The following is a 15,583-nucleotide window of genomic DNA, read 5'->3' as shown; positions in this document are numbered from 1 at the left end:
CGCCGAAGGTGCGGTCCCAGATCGAGTAGTAGAACCCGACCTTCAGCCCCTTCGCCCGGAAGGCGTCGCAGTACGTCCGCACGATGTCCTGCTTGTAGGAGCTGTTCGCGACGTTCTGGGTGCCGTAGGCGCTCGGCCACAGGGCGAAGCCGTCATGGTGCTTGGTGGTCAGGATGCCGTAACTCATCTTTGCGGCGACCGCCGCGTCGGCCCACTGTGCGCAGTTGACGCTCGGGGGAGCGAAGAGGGTGGGGCTCTGGTTGGGTTCGGCCCATTCCTGGTTGGTGAACGTGCCCAGGCTGAAGTGGTTGAACATGCCGAAGCGCATGTCGACCATCCGGCTCAGGTTGGTCTGGGTGTCAGCGGCGGCCGCCTGCGACAGAAGCCCGGAGAAGCCGGGGATGATCGGCAGGGCGGTCGCGGCGCTCGCCACACCCGCAGCGCCGAGAAACGTACGGCGAGTCATTCTTCGTGAGGACATGGCCCACTCCTGTGGATCGATGGCATTGGTTGCGGTGACGACGTCCCAGGTGGCAGTCGACGGCCTGGGTGTCGGGGTATGGGCGGATGACGAAGTGGCTGTGGAACGGTGCTCCGCTGAAACCTGCAGGCCAGGCGGATGCGAAGCGGGAGGTGACCGCCCGAGGTTGGCGACCGGCTGTCGTGGGGTCGCTCAATCGGTGTGGCGCTGAGCGGTGAACGTGCAGGTCGGCGCCGCCCGCTGCCAGGTGCCCCTGGGCCGTCGTGCCGGCATTGCCTTCAAGAGGGGCGGGTCGCGGGACGGGGTACCGCTGTAGGGCGGGCCGGAAGCTGCGCAGCCAGGTGCGGTCGGCGGTGTAGGTGGAACCGGGATGCATCGGTCCCGGTCACGGAGCGGCCTGCGCGCGCGATTCGGTGACGAGTAGCGAGAGCACACTCAGGAAGGCGGTCGGTACGAGCAGTGCGGCGCGCCGGGCATCAGCAACTCCTGCAGGGAGAGGGCGCAGACGTAGGGCGAAGCCCGCCCTCGGCGGACCGTCGTGCCGGCGAGTGCCCCTTCTGCGGCTGATCGGCTCTGACAATGTGATCTCCTGACTTCCCCGGGGCAAGACACCGTGCCGCGGCTTGGCAACCGGGCCAAACGGAGTGATCACCCTCGGACGGCGAGCTGCAAGGAGCCCACCTAAACGGTGTGGCCCGTCGGGGTGACATCGGATCTATTAACGGGCTCCGATGCGGAGTCTGTCTAGAGGATCGACAGAAACTTCGCGATCACGGCTGATGGGGCACTCGAACAGCAGGATCAAGCGGCAGGGTGCAAAACGTGGAAAGCTCGATACGTCGGGTGAATGGAAGGACTGGGCCCTTGTGGGGCACCTCTGGACGGTCGGGTGCGGGCGGCACCAGAACCGCCGCTACGCGCCGCCCGTCTGTGAGGGCGCGGTGGTCGCCCGTGGGGGCGCAGCGGCAGACCCCTGGCGCCGTGGTGACGCGTCCCCACCGGTGTCTGCTCCCGGGGGACGGACTCGCGGCGCGGCGACAATATCGGAAACGGCGTGTGACCTGCATCACGTCATTACTGACAGGTGAGACTGGCCGGCCGACGGGCGCGTTCAGCGTCCGGACGCCCAACGCATATGTGGCCACGGCGAGTTTGTCATGTTCCGGCGGCGGTCGCGCCGCCGGGCCGCATGGCTTCCTCGGCAACGGGCTGCGGAAAATGCAGGTGCTGGCCGCGTTGCCGGCTCCGTCGCGCAGCGCCGTTCAGGCAGCACATCCGGGGCCGTCGGGCCTGGAGTGATCGTCCGTCATCGGGGCCAGATCCAGGCGGCGTACCGCGAGCAAGCACCGGACGGCGACGGCGACCAAGCCGGTCTCGGGGCCTCTGCGGGTCAGATGGGGGTGTTCTCGTCGGGGATGAAGGGGTCTCCGTGGCCTGGGACGACCAGGGCGGGCTTGAGGGCGAGGATCTTGCTGCGGGAGGCGCGCAGGCCCTCATGGTCGTCGGAGGTGGGATCTTCGGCGGGGCCTTGGACGCTCCACCAGGCGTGCGTGAGGACGACGGTCCCTTCGGAGGTGTCCGCGACGGTGGAGATGTCCCGGTGGACCAGCTGCGCCGCACGGGACGCCTTCGGACTGCGGCGGCTGATGTTCGGCTCCGACTGGCCCGTCTGCCGGCTGGCCGCCACCTACGCCGAAGTCATCTCCACCGCACGGGAGTTGACGGCTGCTCTCCAACCCGCCGAACGCCACGAGGTCTTCACCGGGGAACCGCTCTGCGGACCTACGGCCTGACCGCCAGCTGGCGGCGACGGCCTCGTCGGCGCGGGCGAGACGGCGGTGGACGTGGCCACCATCTCGATCCTCCAGCAGCGCACCCAGGAACAGTCGCACGTCGAGAACAGCCAACTGGAGACGCGGTGGCCAGCCGTGTCCTGGCCGGGCAGGTCAAGGGCGTCCTGGCGGAACGCTGGAACACCTCTGTCGACTTCGCCTTCGAGATGTCCCGGTCGTAGCCCGCGCCCGTCACCCGCGCCTGTCGGACCTTGCCATGTCGGGTGCCTTCCACTCCGACGCCATCCCGGCGCCCACGATGGTCCGGTCCGAGGACCTCCGCAGCTGGCAGCCGAAGCCTGCGCGGGCTATTCGCGGCGGGCCCGGGGGCCTTCCATGGTGCGCGGGTTGGCCCGGTCGGTGCCGGTGTCGAGGAGAATCTGTTCGGCCTGTGTCAGGCTGTCGGCGCGCACGGCCTCGGCCATGGCCGCACGCGCGGCATCGCGCGTCGCGTGCGGGGGGACCACGAGGAGGGAGAAGAGATCGTGCTCGCCCCGGGTGATGAGGACGGTGTCGTCGCCTACCGGAGAGGGGTCGATGCGGACGACATGTTCGTCGATGGTCATCCGGGTGGGCAGTTCTTCCCAGGCGTCGGCGTCCAGGCCGACGCGTGTGACGGGCCCGAGGTGCTCGGTCAGTGCGGTGATCAGGCCGGGAAGCTCGGCTGCGATGTTGCGGGAACGCGGCCACCATGCCCCGTCGTGTACTCCCTGCCGGTCGTGTGTCGTCTCCAGCCGTACGACAGCCGTCCCGGGGCGCACGGCCTGGTGGACGGCGTCCGGCATGAGCCTGGTCACACGCGGGGAGCCGGAGTCGGACATGGCACTTGCCTGCCTACCGGGCATGAGGGAACCGAGTGGCTTCCTGGTTTCACGGGTACTCCCGGCCGGCGGCCACCGGGGAGTCCACCGGGCACCCGAGGGGCTGCGGGACACGCCGGAGTAGGGTGAGAGATCCGGCGCGTCTCATACCGGGACATCGAACTTCGAGGTCGCCATGGAGTCCACTGAAGCACTCTCGGACGGGCATGCCGAGGTCCGCATCGTCGCCGCCTCCCCCGAGGCCGCCCGTCGGGTCGCGGAGGCTCTGCGCTGTTGCTTCGCCGCCACCGAGCAGCGCAGCTATCCCGCGGGCGCCGACGGAGGAACCCGTCTCGACCTCACCGTGGACACGGCCCGGGTGGCAGAACCCGCACGGTCGTGGCTGGAGACCAGCCGGTCTGTGGAGGACGGCCGTCGGCCGGAGTGAGCTGGGGCCGCGGAACGGTCCGTCCGGACCGATCGGGGAGTAGCGTGAAGTCATCGGGAGCACTTCGCGCACCGGCCCCGATGCCGGTGTCGTTCCCGGTGAGTGACGACACCGGGCGCCCGTGCTCAGGCAAGGCTCCGGATACAGGTTTGCGCGATGCCTGCGACCGTATCCTCTCATCCCCCGCTACGGGCCATTCCTTTCAGGGCCCCGACCGCGCGTCTCGCGCTGAAATCCGGCAGCCCTTCCAACGGGCTCAGCGCGTTTGATGGTGCCTCGTGGCCTCGTTCACGTGACCTGTCGAGCGAGCTCTCCACTCTGGCGGGCGTGCTGGATCCGCTGTGGGGACGGATCACCCGTCTGGCGTTCAACCCCCGCCACTGGCAGTTCCTCTTCGTCAACGGCCATGTGGGGAGAGTCGGTTGGTTACCTCGGAGCTGGATCCGCACGCGGTCCTGCTGCTGTCCCGCACCGCGGGCCGCCGTGACCTCCTGGTCGCCCCCCGGAGACCGGCGCCCCTTTGGCCGCCGGCTGATGGCCGCCGTGAGTGCGGAACGGGCCCGCCGATGACCCGCGACCGCGCTCCGTACTCCCTCTGTGTCACAACCGCGTGTGTTCCGAAGCGGCATCGCGTTGAGACGGGCCGGCACCGGGCGTTGACCGGCGGCGGGGGCCGGGGCCCCGTTCTCAGGGGCCGCACAGTTTTCAAGCACGAGGGACCTGGGAAACAGGGCGGTGAGCTCATCCTTTCGTGAGGAACCGTCAGAGCATCCATCTGGGCCACCTTCGCGCCGAGGGAATGCATGGCCTTCCTGCCAGGTCCGGGCGCCGCCGCGCCCGGACCGGCACCGCCCACGCCGAAGGCGGCCGTACGCCGCCGACCGGCTCGGCGACGACCACTATCCGTACCCGTCGTGCACCATGGGCAGTGGACAAGGACGCCGAGCTGACCGGTGCCAGTCGGTGGAGCATCGATCCACTGGTGTGTCGGTCTGCCGATGCGCCCGCGCTCTTCGGCGAGGGTTTCCATGACTGGAGGGGGCGGCGTGGTGGAGGGTGTGGGAGATGAGAGGCAGTGGTGGTCGGCGGCCGAGCCGGGTTTCTGGCAGCAGGTCGTCGGGCAGCTGGGCACGGCCCTGGTCGTGGTGGACCCCGCCGGACGGATTCTCGAGGTCAACCCGGCCGCCGAGCGGCTGCTGGGCCGCGCCGCCGCGGCGATGCGCGGGGAGGACGCACACGACCTGCTGCACCGGGATGCGCACGGCGGCAGGATCCCCCGGGAGCAGTGCCCGCTGCTGCGGGCCGTGACCGAGAGGGCCGAGGCGCCGGGGGAGGGTGACATCTGTCTGCGCGGTGACGGTCGCCTGATCGCGATCTCCTGGTCCGCTTCTCCCCTGACGGACGACGGCGTCTTCACGGGCATGGCCGTGCTGCTCACCGATGCCGCCGGCGACCGCAGCGCGCGTCGGGAGCGTGCGGCCTATACACGTGCTCTGGAGGACCTCACCGAGCGGCTGACGCTGGTCGCGGAGATCACCGACGTGCTCGGTCAGACGCTGGAGACCGATGAGGCCCTCGCCCGGCTGGGCCGCCTGCTGGTTCCCCGCCTCGCCGACTGGGCGGCGGTGGACCTCCGGGTCGGTGCCGGACAGGTCCACCGTGTGGCGGTGACGGGTCCCGAAGGCCGGGACGCCGCACAGGAGGACTGGCGCGAAAACCTACCCGAGGCCGGGGAGTGGGCCCGCTCCCCTCTGGTCCGGGTGCTGAACGGCGGTGATCCCGTCCTGCAGGATCAGGCGGAGACGGCCGCACCGCCCGACTCTCCCCTGGCCGCCGTACACAGCGGCTTCCTGCGGGCCGCGGGCGCGACGTCCGCCCTCACGGTGCCGCTGGGCTCTCAGCGGCAGATCACCGGCGCCCTGACGCTGGTGCGCACCGACCCGGCGCACCCCTTCGACACCGAGGACCTGAAGGTTGTGAGCGACATCGGCCGTCGGGTCGGCCTGGTCATCGACAACGCCCGCCGCTTCGGCCGCCAGCGCGCCGTCGCCGAGGCCATGCAGCGCAACCTCCTCGCCCCGCTGCCCCAGCCCGGCCGCCTGCGGCTGGCCGCCCGCTACCAGCCCGCCCCGGCCGGCTCCCAGGTCGGCGGCGACTGGTACGACGCGTTCGAGCGGAAGGACGGCACGCTCGCGCTGGTCATCGGCGACGTCGTGGGCCACGACCTGACCGCGGCGGCCGGCATGGCGCAACTGCACGGCATCCTGCGCTCACTGGCCTGGGACCACACCGGCACGCCCGGCGCCGTCGTCGACCGCCTCGACGACGCCATGCCCGCCATCACCACCGTCCCCATGGCCACCCTCGTCCTCGCCCTCCTCGAAGGCAGCCCGCACACTGGCCCATGGACGCTGCGGTGGACCAGCGCGGGGCATCCGCCGCCCCTCCTGCTGACCCAGGACGGGCAGGCGCAGTACCTCGAAGCGGGACAGGGACTCCTCCTCGGCGCCCCTCCGGGGACCGGCGGCAGCCGGCCGAGCGCCGCGCAGTCCCTTCCACCGGGTTCCACTCTTTTGCTCTACACCGACGGCCTGATCGAAATCCCCGGCAGCGACCTGGACACCGGCCTCGCTCGTCTGCGCCGCCAGGCCCTCGCTCTCGCCCACGAACCGCTGGACACGCTGTGCGACCGACTGCCCGCACGCATGCCGCCCGGCAGCACCGACGACGTTGCCCTCCTCGCCCTGCGCCTGCCGTCCCCGTGATCGCCATGATGCGGGACGTGGTGCTCAGGTGCTCAGGTCTCGAGGACCAGGACGCGGAACGGGCCGAGCGGGGCCGTCCGAGGTGTGTCGCCTTCGATGTACCGCCACCCCCAGGACCGCAGCGCCTGGGCGGTCCTGTGGTCAAAGCGGTTCACCAGCGTGACGGCGACGGCGGCACCGTGGTCGGTGAGCAGCCGTTTCTGCAGGCGCCGAGCGAGGTTCCAGGCACGGTCCTGGTTCTGCTTGCGTACGCGGGACGGAACGTGGATCCCGGAGATCACGAAGAGGCGTCCGGCAGTGGCGAGACGGAGCAGCCGCCCTGGAAGGTATCCGTCGAAGCCCTCCCACCAGGGACCGTCGCCGCGAACGGGGAAACCGTAGGCGCATCCGGTCAGCGCAGTGGTCTCCGCGATCAACAACTCGAATCCCGGTCGCCGTACGTCGGCCGCCAGCCGGCGCAGGAAGGCGCCGCGGGCTTGGTTCCACGCCCAGGGGCCGCCGCCGGACGTCTCCGCGTACAGATCGCCCAGTTCTTGCAGATGGTCCTCGATCTGACGCCGGGTCAGCGCACGGACACGTTGCCCCTCTCGGGGCGAGGAGCCGCGTTCCGGCCTCGCCGGGACGGGCTTCGACGTACCGCGCCGGTCCGGGCCGACGGGCCGCTCAAGGAGTTCTGTGGTCGTCGGCGAAACCGGCACGTTCACGGTCATGAGGCACGCCCTGCCCCGGGCACGGGCGGATCCGGCCCGACGTCGTCGGTCGCCGAGAGCGGCACCGGTGTCGGCGCGCGACATGCCCTCGGTGTCTTCAACCGTACTCCCGGGGCAGCGCCCCCCTTGCGGACCGAAATGGCCGAGAACGCCGGGACGGGTACGGCGGTGCCGTCCGCTCCCCATCGGACGGGGGCGCCCGGGAGTCCGGTGGATGTAAGGAGGGCATGTCGCACGCCGGGTCCTGCTCGCCCCGGCCACGGCCGCTGGGCTGCTGGTCGTGCTGCCCGACACCACCGAGGAGGCGGCCGAACCGCTCATGACCGCCGCGCTGAGCGACCGCGCCTGACGCCGGCAGGAGTAGCGTGGAGGCGAGGAAGCAGGATGCCCTCCTCGGTAGCCGCTCCACCACCGCAACAGCGGCCTGCCGCACCCGAACAGGGGCGGATGCGTTGTGGGACGCACCGGGGCCTCATAAGAACCTCGCATGCGCCTGCGAGCTGGGATCGAATCGCCTCCGAGCGGGTCAAAGGCCAACCATCCCGTACCTGTCTGATGAGGCGTCAGGTAAGTCGGCATCCACTCGGCATCAGTTCCGTACTGTTCTTTGTGTATGGGCCTGGTCGTTGGTTCGCGACGGCCTGGATGGCGCAGATATACGAAGGCGGGAAGCCGGGGCACAGAAACGCACGATGTTCCTGAAAGTCTTCGAGTCGAAGGCGTGTCGATGTACAGTGTGGGCGGCCCCTGACCTGCACAAAGCGGGCAGGGAGCAGACACCCTCGGGAGCTTCTCCATGCTGCGTACCATGTTCTACTTGCTCGTGGGATGGGGTCGTTCTTCAAGGAGTGCGGTTGTTCCAGGCCGACCCGTTGCCCGCACCCGTACACGATTCGGTTCCGGGACGCTCTCGGCGAGCAACGTGAAGAAGCCGGCTACGACACGCAGGACGACGCGATCGAGCGTCTCACGCAGATCTACGCGGAGAAAAAGAAGACGGCGCCGTCCGTTGCCGAGGCCCGCCGGGAACTCGGTCAGCAGACGGTCGCGGAATACGCGAAGCAGTGGCGGCCACGGCAGCGGAGGATGACGGAGTACTCCACGGGCTGGCACGTCGACAGCTCCATCGACGTGCACATCATCCCCCGTCTTGGATCAAGAAAAACGAACTCCGTCACGCCGATCGTGGTCGAGCGTTTCCTGGACGAGTTGGAGGCCGACGGGGTGGGCCGCGGAAACCAGGTGAACATCTTCCGCACCCTGAAGGCCATCCTGCGGGACGCCTACGGCAAGGGCGCCATGGCGGACGACCCTGTGAAGGGGGTTCAGGAACCGGAATACGTCCGCCAGAAGGTGGCCATCCCGACCCTCGCCTACGTGAAGAAGGCACTGACGACCGTTGACGAGTACCTCGCCCTTGAGATCGTCATGATGGTCGGCTGCGGCTTGCGGAACGGGGAAGCCCGGGCAGTGAACATCAACGACGTCGTCGCGGACGACGTCTACCGAGTACATGAGCAGATCCATTCCAACACGCACAAGCCGGCGAAGTTGAAGCACCGCAAGGCGGGGGAGTACCGGGAGGTCCCGCTACCGCGCTCCGTGCGGGAAGCGATGGAGCGGTTTGAGAAGAAGCACGGCGTCACGCAGGATGGCTATCTCCTGCGCGGCCCGAGCGGGTCACAAGTCCATCGAGGAGACGTATCGCACTACCGGCATTTGATGCCCGGGAGCATCACGAAGGCGGCTCGCATTTTGGATGCAGGCTTGTGGGAAGCGGCCTGATTCGATGCTGAGGTCAGCAGGCTCTTCGTCTGCTGGTGGTACATCTACTCGCGCGGCTCTGACCAGCGCGAATGAGGGCTCGTGAGCCCAGCGCGCAGCCATCGGTCCGTGTATGGTCCGGATTTTCGTCGTGTGTAGGTCAGGGCTGGTGTGCGGCCACAGTACGGATGCCGATGCGGAGGTGACGAGGGGCGGGGGAGCGGAGTGGATGCCCTCGCCCTCGGCCGGTGTAAGGAGCGCAGGTCCGCGGGCACATGGGGTGCGACGACGCGACACCATGCCCGTCGGCGGTGATCACGAACCGAGTCAGATCGGCGAGATCGACGTCTCCGCTTCCGCCAAGGCGAGCCGGTGAGGTTCGTCGTGAAGTTGTCCAGCTAGGTGTTGCGGAGGGGCACCGAGCTGCGGCTATTCGGCTACACCCGTGGTGCACCTGGGCAGATGAGGCTTTCAGCGTCTTTCACAGGCGTGCCGTCTTATGCGGCCGATTCTCCCCACGCGCCCCCCCAGCGGCGCGGATTCTCCCCAGGAAGGGCGGCTGCCACATGCAGCAAACCATCGCTGCCGTAGACACACTGAACTAGTGTCAGGCGGAGAGCCTCGTCGGCTTGCCGCGGGCAGTTATGACCTCTCATGGGCCGGGTCCACGCGGCTCGGCCCGGATCTGGTCGGCGCGGTGCGCGAGATCCGCGACCGGCACGAGCACGTGAAGGCCGTCGGGAGCCTGAACCTGGTGGTGCAGACCCTCCTTCGTGCGAGAAGCTCTTCGACCGTCTCGCCCACGGGGTGCACCCGGTGGTGCCCAGCATCGGGGAAGAGGGTGTGCGACGGTGGCGCGGTGTCCACGAACGTCACACTCCTCGAACCGCCGGTAGCTGGTCCGAAGGGCACCGTATCCATGCAATCCTAGACGGGGCCGACAGCGCCGCAACCGCGCTGGGTGGCCCCTGACCCGGAGCCCTCCGTTCCTCGCTCCGAGGGGCGCCCCAGCCTCAAGAAGCGTGAATCAACAGTGCACGTATCCCACTTGAGGACGTCAGGCTCTCATACGTAGGCGATAACGTATGTCACATGGAGCTTGCCCTGAAGGTTGACGAGGTGGTCGGTGGCGACTTGGAGGCTTTGCTCCGTTGGCTCCACGAAGAGCGGAGCCTGCGCGGGCAGGCGCGGGTGTTCATGGGAGGGGCTCAGCCCCCGCCTCCCGGTAGCATGGGGGGCTTTCCCCTGGAGGTCGTGAATGTCGTGCTCTCCAACTCGATCGCCCTGGGCAGCCTGCTGACAACCTTGGTGGCCTGGCGCTCCAGCCGGCCGTCACCGCCGCCAGCCGTGCGCATCGAGGTGAACGGTGTGCCGGTGACCGTGGATACCGACGATCCCGAAGTCATCCGTTCCCTCATCGACACGCTCCGCAGGGCGGACTCCAGTTCCGGTCCCGTTGCGGACGATCCCGACGCCGCCTCGACCTCCGGCTCCTGAAGTCCCGTATGGCTGACGCGATCTCCCGGATCGACGCCTCCAACGTAGTCCTGATCGGCTGCCACAGTTTCACCGCACTGGAGGATCTGCCCGCCGTTAGGAACAACCTCACCAGCCTTCGGGACCTACTGGCCGACCCCAGCGTCTGGGGTGTGCCGGAGGATCGGATTGAAGTGCTGGCCCAACTGCCCCGCAGCGACGATATCTTGGACGCGGTTGAGCGAGCTGCAGCAAGCGCCGTTGACACACTGGTCGTGTACTACGCGGGGCACGGCCTGATCGACCCGCTGACCGGGGAGCTGTACCTGGCCCTTGCGGAGTCGAGCAAGGGAAGTCACCGCGTCCGCTCAGCGCTTCGCTTCGATGACCTGAGGCGCGCCATCCACAGCAGTCGCGCCGAGAAGAAGGTAGTACTGATCGACTGCTGCTTCAGTGCCCGGGCGCTGGTGGGCGCGATGGGCAGCAGCGAGGCAACAGACGTCGTCGACAAAGCCGTCGTGGAGGGCACCTGCGTCATCACCGCTGCCTCGGAGACGGCTGAGGCCCGCGCCGAGCCCGGGGAGGAGTTCACCGCCTTCACCGGTGCGCTGCTCGACACCCTCAAGAAGGGGGTGACGGGCGCCGGTGAACTGCTCGACATGGAGATTCTTTACCACAAGATCTACACCGAACTCGATGCCGCGTCACGCCCGTTGCCGCAGAAGCAGAACCGCAACACAGCAGGGCGGATCTGCATCGCCCGTAACCGCGCCCATGCCCTGGTACCCCTGGGGCATCGGCCCAATGGGGCGGGCCCGACGCTCGCCGCGTCGCAGGTGCGCATTTACTCGGCCACCGGTGACCTGGTCGGTTCCGGGTTCCTCGTCGCCGCCGACGTGGTGTGTACCTGTGCGCACGTCATCACGATGGCACTCGGGATGCGCCATGCGGAGCCGGTGCCCAGCAACTCCTGGGTGGAACTCGACTTCCCGCGGCTCAGAGGCTGTCCCAAGGCCAGGGCTAGGGTCGTGTCCTGGCGACGCGGCGGAGAGGATATGGCTCTGCTGCGGCTCGATGGAGTAGTCGACGACAGTTGGCCGGCGCCGCTTGTCGACGCAGCCGACGTATGGCAGCACCCGTTCCGGGTGTTCGGGTTCCCGCGCTCCTACGACGACGGCGTATGGGTATCGGGCACACTGCGTGCGCAGCAGGCATCGGGCTGGGTACAGATGGAGGCGCAGGAGCCAGGGCCAGCCATCGGAGCAGGCTTCAGCGGGGCGCCGGTCTGGGACGAGACGCTGGACGGCGTCGTCGGGATGACGGTCGCCGTGCACGGGGGCGAGGAGCGCACCGCGTATCTGGCGCCGCTGGCCGACCTGGTTCACGAACAGACGCTCCAGCAGCGATGTCCGTTCCCAGGGCTCGCGGCGTTCACGGAGGACGACGCGGAGTTCTTCTTCGGCCGCGAAAGTGACACCGACCGCCTGTACACGGCTGTGCTCAGGCAGAGCGTGACACTGGTGGCGGGGCCTTCGGGGTGCGGAAAGTCGTCCCTCGTACTGGCAGGGCTGCTGCCCAGGCTGCGAGCCCAGGGCATGAGCGTATCCGAGCTGCGGCCGTTGCCCGGGGTGCCGGCGTCCGAAGCTCTCGCCAAGGCCCTGACCAACACCCTGGAGCCGGAGCTCGGCGAGGTCGAACGGCTCGCCAAGAGTGAGGAACTGACACAGCTCCTGGAGTTCGGCGGCAACGCACCCGCCGAACTGCGCGGCAAAATCCTCGCCTGCGCAGAAGGCCCCGGGCACATCCTCTTCGTCGATCAACTCGAGGAGTACGCGGACGCCGAGCCTGCCGCCGCGCGAGACCTGCTCACGCTGCTCGCCGCCCTGTCAGGCCAGGACTGCGCGGCGGTGCTGCGGGTGGTCGCCACCGCGCGGCCCGCCTCCCTCGACCTGCTGGTGACGCCCGACGCGTTCGACCTCGTCGGCGACGCCGTGCAGTTCCTGGCCCCGCTGGCCGTCAACGACCTGGGGCGTGCGATATCCGCGCCCGTCGACGCCGTGCCGGGGCTGTGGTTCGAGCCGGGACTACCTGAACGGATTGTCGCGGATTCATGCAACGAGCCCGGGCGGATGCCACTCGTCCAGTTCGCCCTCACCGAGCTATGGACCCGTCGCACCCGCTCGACGCTCACCCACGCCGCCTACGACTTCTTGGGCGGCGTACCGGGCTGTGCGGTCACATACGCGGAACGGGTGCTCTCCGAACTGCCCGAAGGTCAACAAGAGTGTGCTCGACGGTTGTTCATACAGCTGGCCCGGCCCGGTGACGGTGACACGTTCTCCCCTCGATCCGCGCGTGCCGCCAACCTCGCTCCTGAAATCATGGAGGTAGCGAAGAAGTTGGCCGCCGGTAGGCTCGTTGTGCTCTCACCCGCCCCAGGTGGCGCGGTCCAGGAGGAGATCGTCGATCTGGCGCACGAGGCGCTGATCAGACTCTGGCCGGCCCTTGGGCACTGGCTCGTCGAGTCCCGGGACTTCCGTCTCTGGCAGGAAGCACTGCGGGCTGACCTCAACCGCTGGGAGATTCAGCATCGCGACCCTGCCCGCCTGTTGCCCGGTGCCGACCTCGCGGAGGCCGAACGCAGGATGGCATTAAACCCCACAGACATCGTCGCCGACGAGCGCGACTACATCCTGTTGAGCCGCCACTTGCGGCGCCGTGTCCGTGTCAGCCAGGCCGCCATCGGTTCGCTGGCCGTTCTCACCGTGCTCGCCGCCGTACTGGCACTCTTCGTTTGATCACCGGCCGCACACCGGCGAGGCTTCGACCATGGCACCGTATTTCTCTCTGCAAGTGGTCACGCGTGCCCCGAGTCCGCGCTGGAGTGGTCATCCCTTACTCGTGAGGCCCTGCAATGCAGGCGGGGGTGACAAGGGCGCGGCGACGAGGCAGCCCTCACTGCGGGAGGCCGTGCGGTGTCGTAGCCACCACTGAGTCGGGCGGTGAGCAGAGTGCGTTCGGCGGGGTTGGCGGTGAGCTGCAGTGCCTGCTCGTCGGCCTGCCGGGCATCGTCGGTGCGGCCGAGGTCGCGCAGAAGCGACGCCCGGCGTGGAAGAGGTGGTGCGACCGAGCCGGTCGGTCAGGCCTCGACCTGGGCCAGGGCGGCGGCCGGCCCGTCGGTGTGACTGACGACGACGGCCCGGCTCAGGCGGACGACCGGGGAGGGATCGACGGCGAGCAGCAGGTTTCGTACAGCTTCAGTAGCTGATGCCAGTCGGTGACCTGCGCTGGGGGCTTCGCAGTGGACGGCGGCGATGGCGGCCTCAATCCGGTACGGACCCGGGCGGCGCATCGCGGCGGCCCGTTCGATCAGAGTGACGGCGCTGTGGATGCGCCCGGCGTTCCACAGCGAACGGTCCTGCTCGGCCAGCGGTGCCAGCCTGTCTTCTCCATGGCCGTGCCAGGGCTGACGCTTGGCCAGCGGATGACCTCGGAGCAGAAAGTTTTTCGAAGACGGCTGGCGGAGCGTCCGCGTCCCAAGGCTTTGTTCCACGTCGTCGGGGCGCTATCAGTGTGGGCCTTCTTCATCGATCTCAGTTGGGCGTTTGTGTCGGGTCCGGGGGCGGCGAGGGCGGTGGCGCTGAGCATGGCGTCGATGGCGTACTTGTGGCCGTGCAGGCCCGTGTCGGTGAGCAGGGGCGGCGGCGTGGCGGGCGAGAGGTTCGGGGACCGGTTCGACGACGAGGCGCGAGAGGGTCCACTTCAGGGCGGGGCGGTTGATCCGCGGGTGGCCGGCTTCCACCTGGGTGGCCGCGGAGGTGATCACCGGCAGTCACCGTCGGCCGCGCGTGTAGCAGCTGCCAGGGCATGCGGGTCCGCGGCACATGGACTACGCCGTGTCCGAGGTCGGCAGCCTGCCGGTTGCCCAGGGGTAGGACGCCCATCCCTGATCGAGGAGCGGATTGCGGTCACCCTCGTGTCCATTGAGGCATTCGTTGAGAGCCCAGGTGGAGAGTTGAGGGTCGGCCGCCCGTTCCAGGAGCAGAGCGCTGGGTGTGGTGTCGGTCAGGGTCACCAGACGTTCGACTTCGTGGGCTGCGACGACCGTGGTCGGAATGTCGGCGTTGGGCAGGTCGAGATGGGGCAGGTTGGCGTTGGCGGCGGGGAACGGTTCAAGGGTGACGGTTCAAGGGTGACGATCAGTGCCTGGCGTGGACGGTCGGTCGGAATGCCGGCGAACGCCGGATGGCGCTGGTCGATCTGAGCCGAGGTGGAGTTGACCTGGCGGTAAGCGCGGGCGAGTTTGCTGTCGGTCTCAGCGGACTCGAGTTGCAGGCCGAGCCGAGCATTCTCGGTCGGCATCATGGACTTGACCTCCACGAGGAGCACCAGGTCGTCGAAGACGACGATCCAGTCGACGCTCTGCAGTTCGTTCCGCTTGACCCGGTATGTGATCTCCGAGACGACATCGGCGTCCGGTATCAGACGGAGCTGGCGGCCGATGTACTCCTCGAAGAGGTAGCCGGTCTCCTGCAGGAAGTCGGGTCCGAAGTGTTCACGTCCTGTGTGGTACATGCCTGCCGGGGTCGCTTTGCGCCAGACCAGCTGGGGGGAGGGGCACAGCAGGCCGGGCCCGAAGCCGGTGACCGCGGGCCGGCCCAGCAGCGGGTTGTAGGTGAAGCGCCGCAACTGGGCCGCTTTGCCGCCGGCCACACTCGCCAGGTTCTGCGTGGTCCGCTTCTCGATCGCTTTGACGGCGGCCACGTCGGTGGCGAAGTGCCGTTCGACGACCCGCAGCATCGTGTCCCGGCTGACCATGCGGCTGAACTTCTCCCCGTCCGGGCTGTCGAAGATCCCGGGATCGAAACGCCCGGCGTCGAACAGCGCACATTCCCCACAGCAGCTGAGCGGTGCCGACGTAGTCGGGCAGCGGGCAGCCGAAGACCTCGGTGTCCCAGCCGGGGACCATGCAGCGGGGTTGTCGGCGTGCGGGGAACGGTGTGTGCAGGTACAGCGCCGCGGTACGGGCGAGAGTGGGGAACTCCGGCGCCTGGAAGGCCATCTGCTCGCCGCCCAGGCGCATCATGAAGTCCCTCAGGCGGACGGGGTCCGCGTCGGTGCCGTGCAGGGTCGGTTCCTTCAGGCTGGAGTACGCGGCCAGGATCTCCAGCAGATCGTGCTCGGTTGCTTCGGAGCGCAGGTGCTCGGTGCCGTAGGCCAGGCTGACGCGGGCCGCGTCAGCCAGCGCCCAGGGCGTGTACTTCAGAGAGGGACTTTCCAGCCAGGGCTGTGGCCGCTCGGGTGTGC

At 68.6% G+C, this 15,583-nt stretch carries 14 protein-coding genes and 1 pseudogene; 7 read left to right on the top strand and 8 right to left on the bottom strand.

The features are described from left to right. On the bottom strand, positions 1-481 hold a 481-nt coding region (locus IG99_RS39935), incomplete at its 3' end, for an alpha-L-fucosidase (RefSeq protein ID WP_199815716.1). 1,390 nt (positions 482-1,871) lie between these two features. Further along, entirely contained in the window at positions 1,872-2,168 is a 297-nt protein-coding gene (locus tag IG99_RS50990; RefSeq protein ID WP_051866520.1) for an MBL fold metallo-hydrolase, read from the bottom strand. On the opposite strand from IG99_RS50990, the gene IG99_RS50985 reads away from it, so the two are divergent. After that, positions 2,074-2,274, top strand: coding sequence for an amidohydrolase family protein (locus IG99_RS50985; protein WP_394298078.1), 201 nt, complete (start codon positions 2,074-2,076; stop codon positions 2,272-2,274). The genes IG99_RS50990 and IG99_RS50985 overlap by 95 nt on opposite strands. 347 nt (positions 2,275-2,621) lie before the next feature. Here IG99_RS50985 and IG99_RS39920 read toward each other — a convergent pair whose 3' ends face one another. Further along, positions 2,622-3,134, bottom strand: a complete 513-nt coding sequence (locus IG99_RS39920) for a DUF5994 family protein (RefSeq protein ID WP_037683233.1) — start codon at positions 3,132-3,134, stop codon at positions 2,622-2,624. A gap of 175 nt (positions 3,135-3,309) precedes the next feature. On the opposite strand from IG99_RS39920, the gene IG99_RS39915 reads away from it, so the two are divergent. The 3 genes from IG99_RS39915 (at position 3,310) to IG99_RS39910 (ending at position 6,326) form a co-directional block, all read left to right on the top strand. Further along, a complete protein-coding gene (locus IG99_RS39915) occupies positions 3,310-3,561 on the top strand; it encodes a hypothetical protein (RefSeq protein WP_037683230.1) in 252 nt (83 codons plus the stop codon). A gap of 156 nt (positions 3,562-3,717) precedes the next feature. Continuing rightward, positions 3,718-4,131, top strand: coding sequence for a DUF5994 family protein (locus IG99_RS50980; RefSeq protein WP_234312118.1), 414 nt, complete (start codon positions 3,718-3,720; stop codon positions 4,129-4,131). Positions 4,132-4,619: 488 nt separating this feature from the next. Continuing rightward, positions 4,620-6,326, top strand: a complete 1,707-nt coding sequence (locus IG99_RS39910; RefSeq protein WP_234312117.1) for a SpoIIE family protein phosphatase — start codon at positions 4,620-4,622, stop codon at positions 6,324-6,326. A gap of 32 nt (positions 6,327-6,358) precedes the next feature. On the opposite strand, the gene IG99_RS39905 is transcribed toward IG99_RS39910, so the two are convergent. Further along, positions 6,359-7,036, bottom strand: a complete 678-nt coding sequence (locus tag IG99_RS39905) for a hypothetical protein (RefSeq protein ID WP_037683226.1) — start codon at positions 7,034-7,036, stop codon at positions 6,359-6,361. 828 nt (positions 7,037-7,864) lie between these two features. Between IG99_RS39905 and IG99_RS39900 the strand changes: the two genes are divergently transcribed. From IG99_RS39900 to IG99_RS39885, 3 genes are all read left to right on the top strand, one after another. Beyond that, positions 7,865-8,821, top strand: coding sequence for a tyrosine-type recombinase/integrase (locus IG99_RS39900; protein WP_107056144.1), 957 nt, complete (start codon positions 7,865-7,867; stop codon positions 8,819-8,821). Positions 8,822-9,892: 1,071 nt separating this feature from the next. Beyond that, positions 9,893-10,297 carry an effector-associated constant component EACC1 gene (locus IG99_RS39890; RefSeq protein ID WP_037683222.1) on the top strand — a complete coding sequence of 135 codons (405 nt, stop codon included), beginning with the start codon at positions 9,893-9,895 and terminating at the stop codon, positions 10,295-10,297. 8 nt (positions 10,298-10,305) lie between these two features. Beyond that, positions 10,306-13,074 (top strand): caspase, EACC1-associated type, encoded by a 2,769-nt coding sequence (locus IG99_RS39885; protein ID WP_037683221.1) that lies wholly within the window; start codon positions 10,306-10,308, stop codon positions 13,072-13,074. A gap of 341 nt (positions 13,075-13,415) precedes the next feature. Here the strand turns inward: IG99_RS39885 and IG99_RS49270 are convergent, their stop codons facing one another. The 4 genes and pseudogenes from IG99_RS49270 to IG99_RS39870 all read right to left on the bottom strand — a co-directional run bounded on the left by IG99_RS49270 (position 13,416) and on the right by IG99_RS39870 (position 15,076). Beyond that, the gene (locus IG99_RS49270) at positions 13,416-13,628 is read right to left on the bottom strand and encodes a hypothetical protein (protein ID WP_158973338.1); all 213 of its coding nucleotides are present in this window, start codon (positions 13,626-13,628) and stop codon (positions 13,416-13,418) included. 254 nt (positions 13,629-13,882) lie between these two features. Continuing rightward, positions 13,883-14,108, bottom strand: a pseudogene (locus IG99_RS50975) (DNA-binding protein); the annotation flags it as partial. A 57-nt stretch (positions 14,109-14,165) separates the two neighbouring features. Beyond that, positions 14,166-14,351 carry a hypothetical protein gene (locus IG99_RS39875; protein ID WP_037683218.1) on the bottom strand — a complete coding sequence of 62 codons (186 nt, stop codon included), beginning with the start codon at positions 14,349-14,351 and terminating at the stop codon, positions 14,166-14,168. After that, entirely contained in the window at positions 14,348-15,076 is a 729-nt protein-coding gene (locus tag IG99_RS39870) for a hypothetical protein (RefSeq protein WP_158973337.1), read from the bottom strand. The genes IG99_RS39875 and IG99_RS39870 overlap by 4 nt, the downstream gene beginning before the upstream one ends. Positions 15,077-15,583: the final 507 nt, after the last annotated feature.

The sequence above is a fragment of the Streptomyces griseus subsp. griseus genome (assembly GCF_000720255.1).
GTDB lineage: Bacteria > Actinomycetota > Actinomycetes > Streptomycetales > Streptomycetaceae > Streptomyces > Streptomyces griseus_I.
Note: the sequence above shows the minus strand (reverse complement) of the source record. Positions and strands in the feature narration are given on the sequence as shown.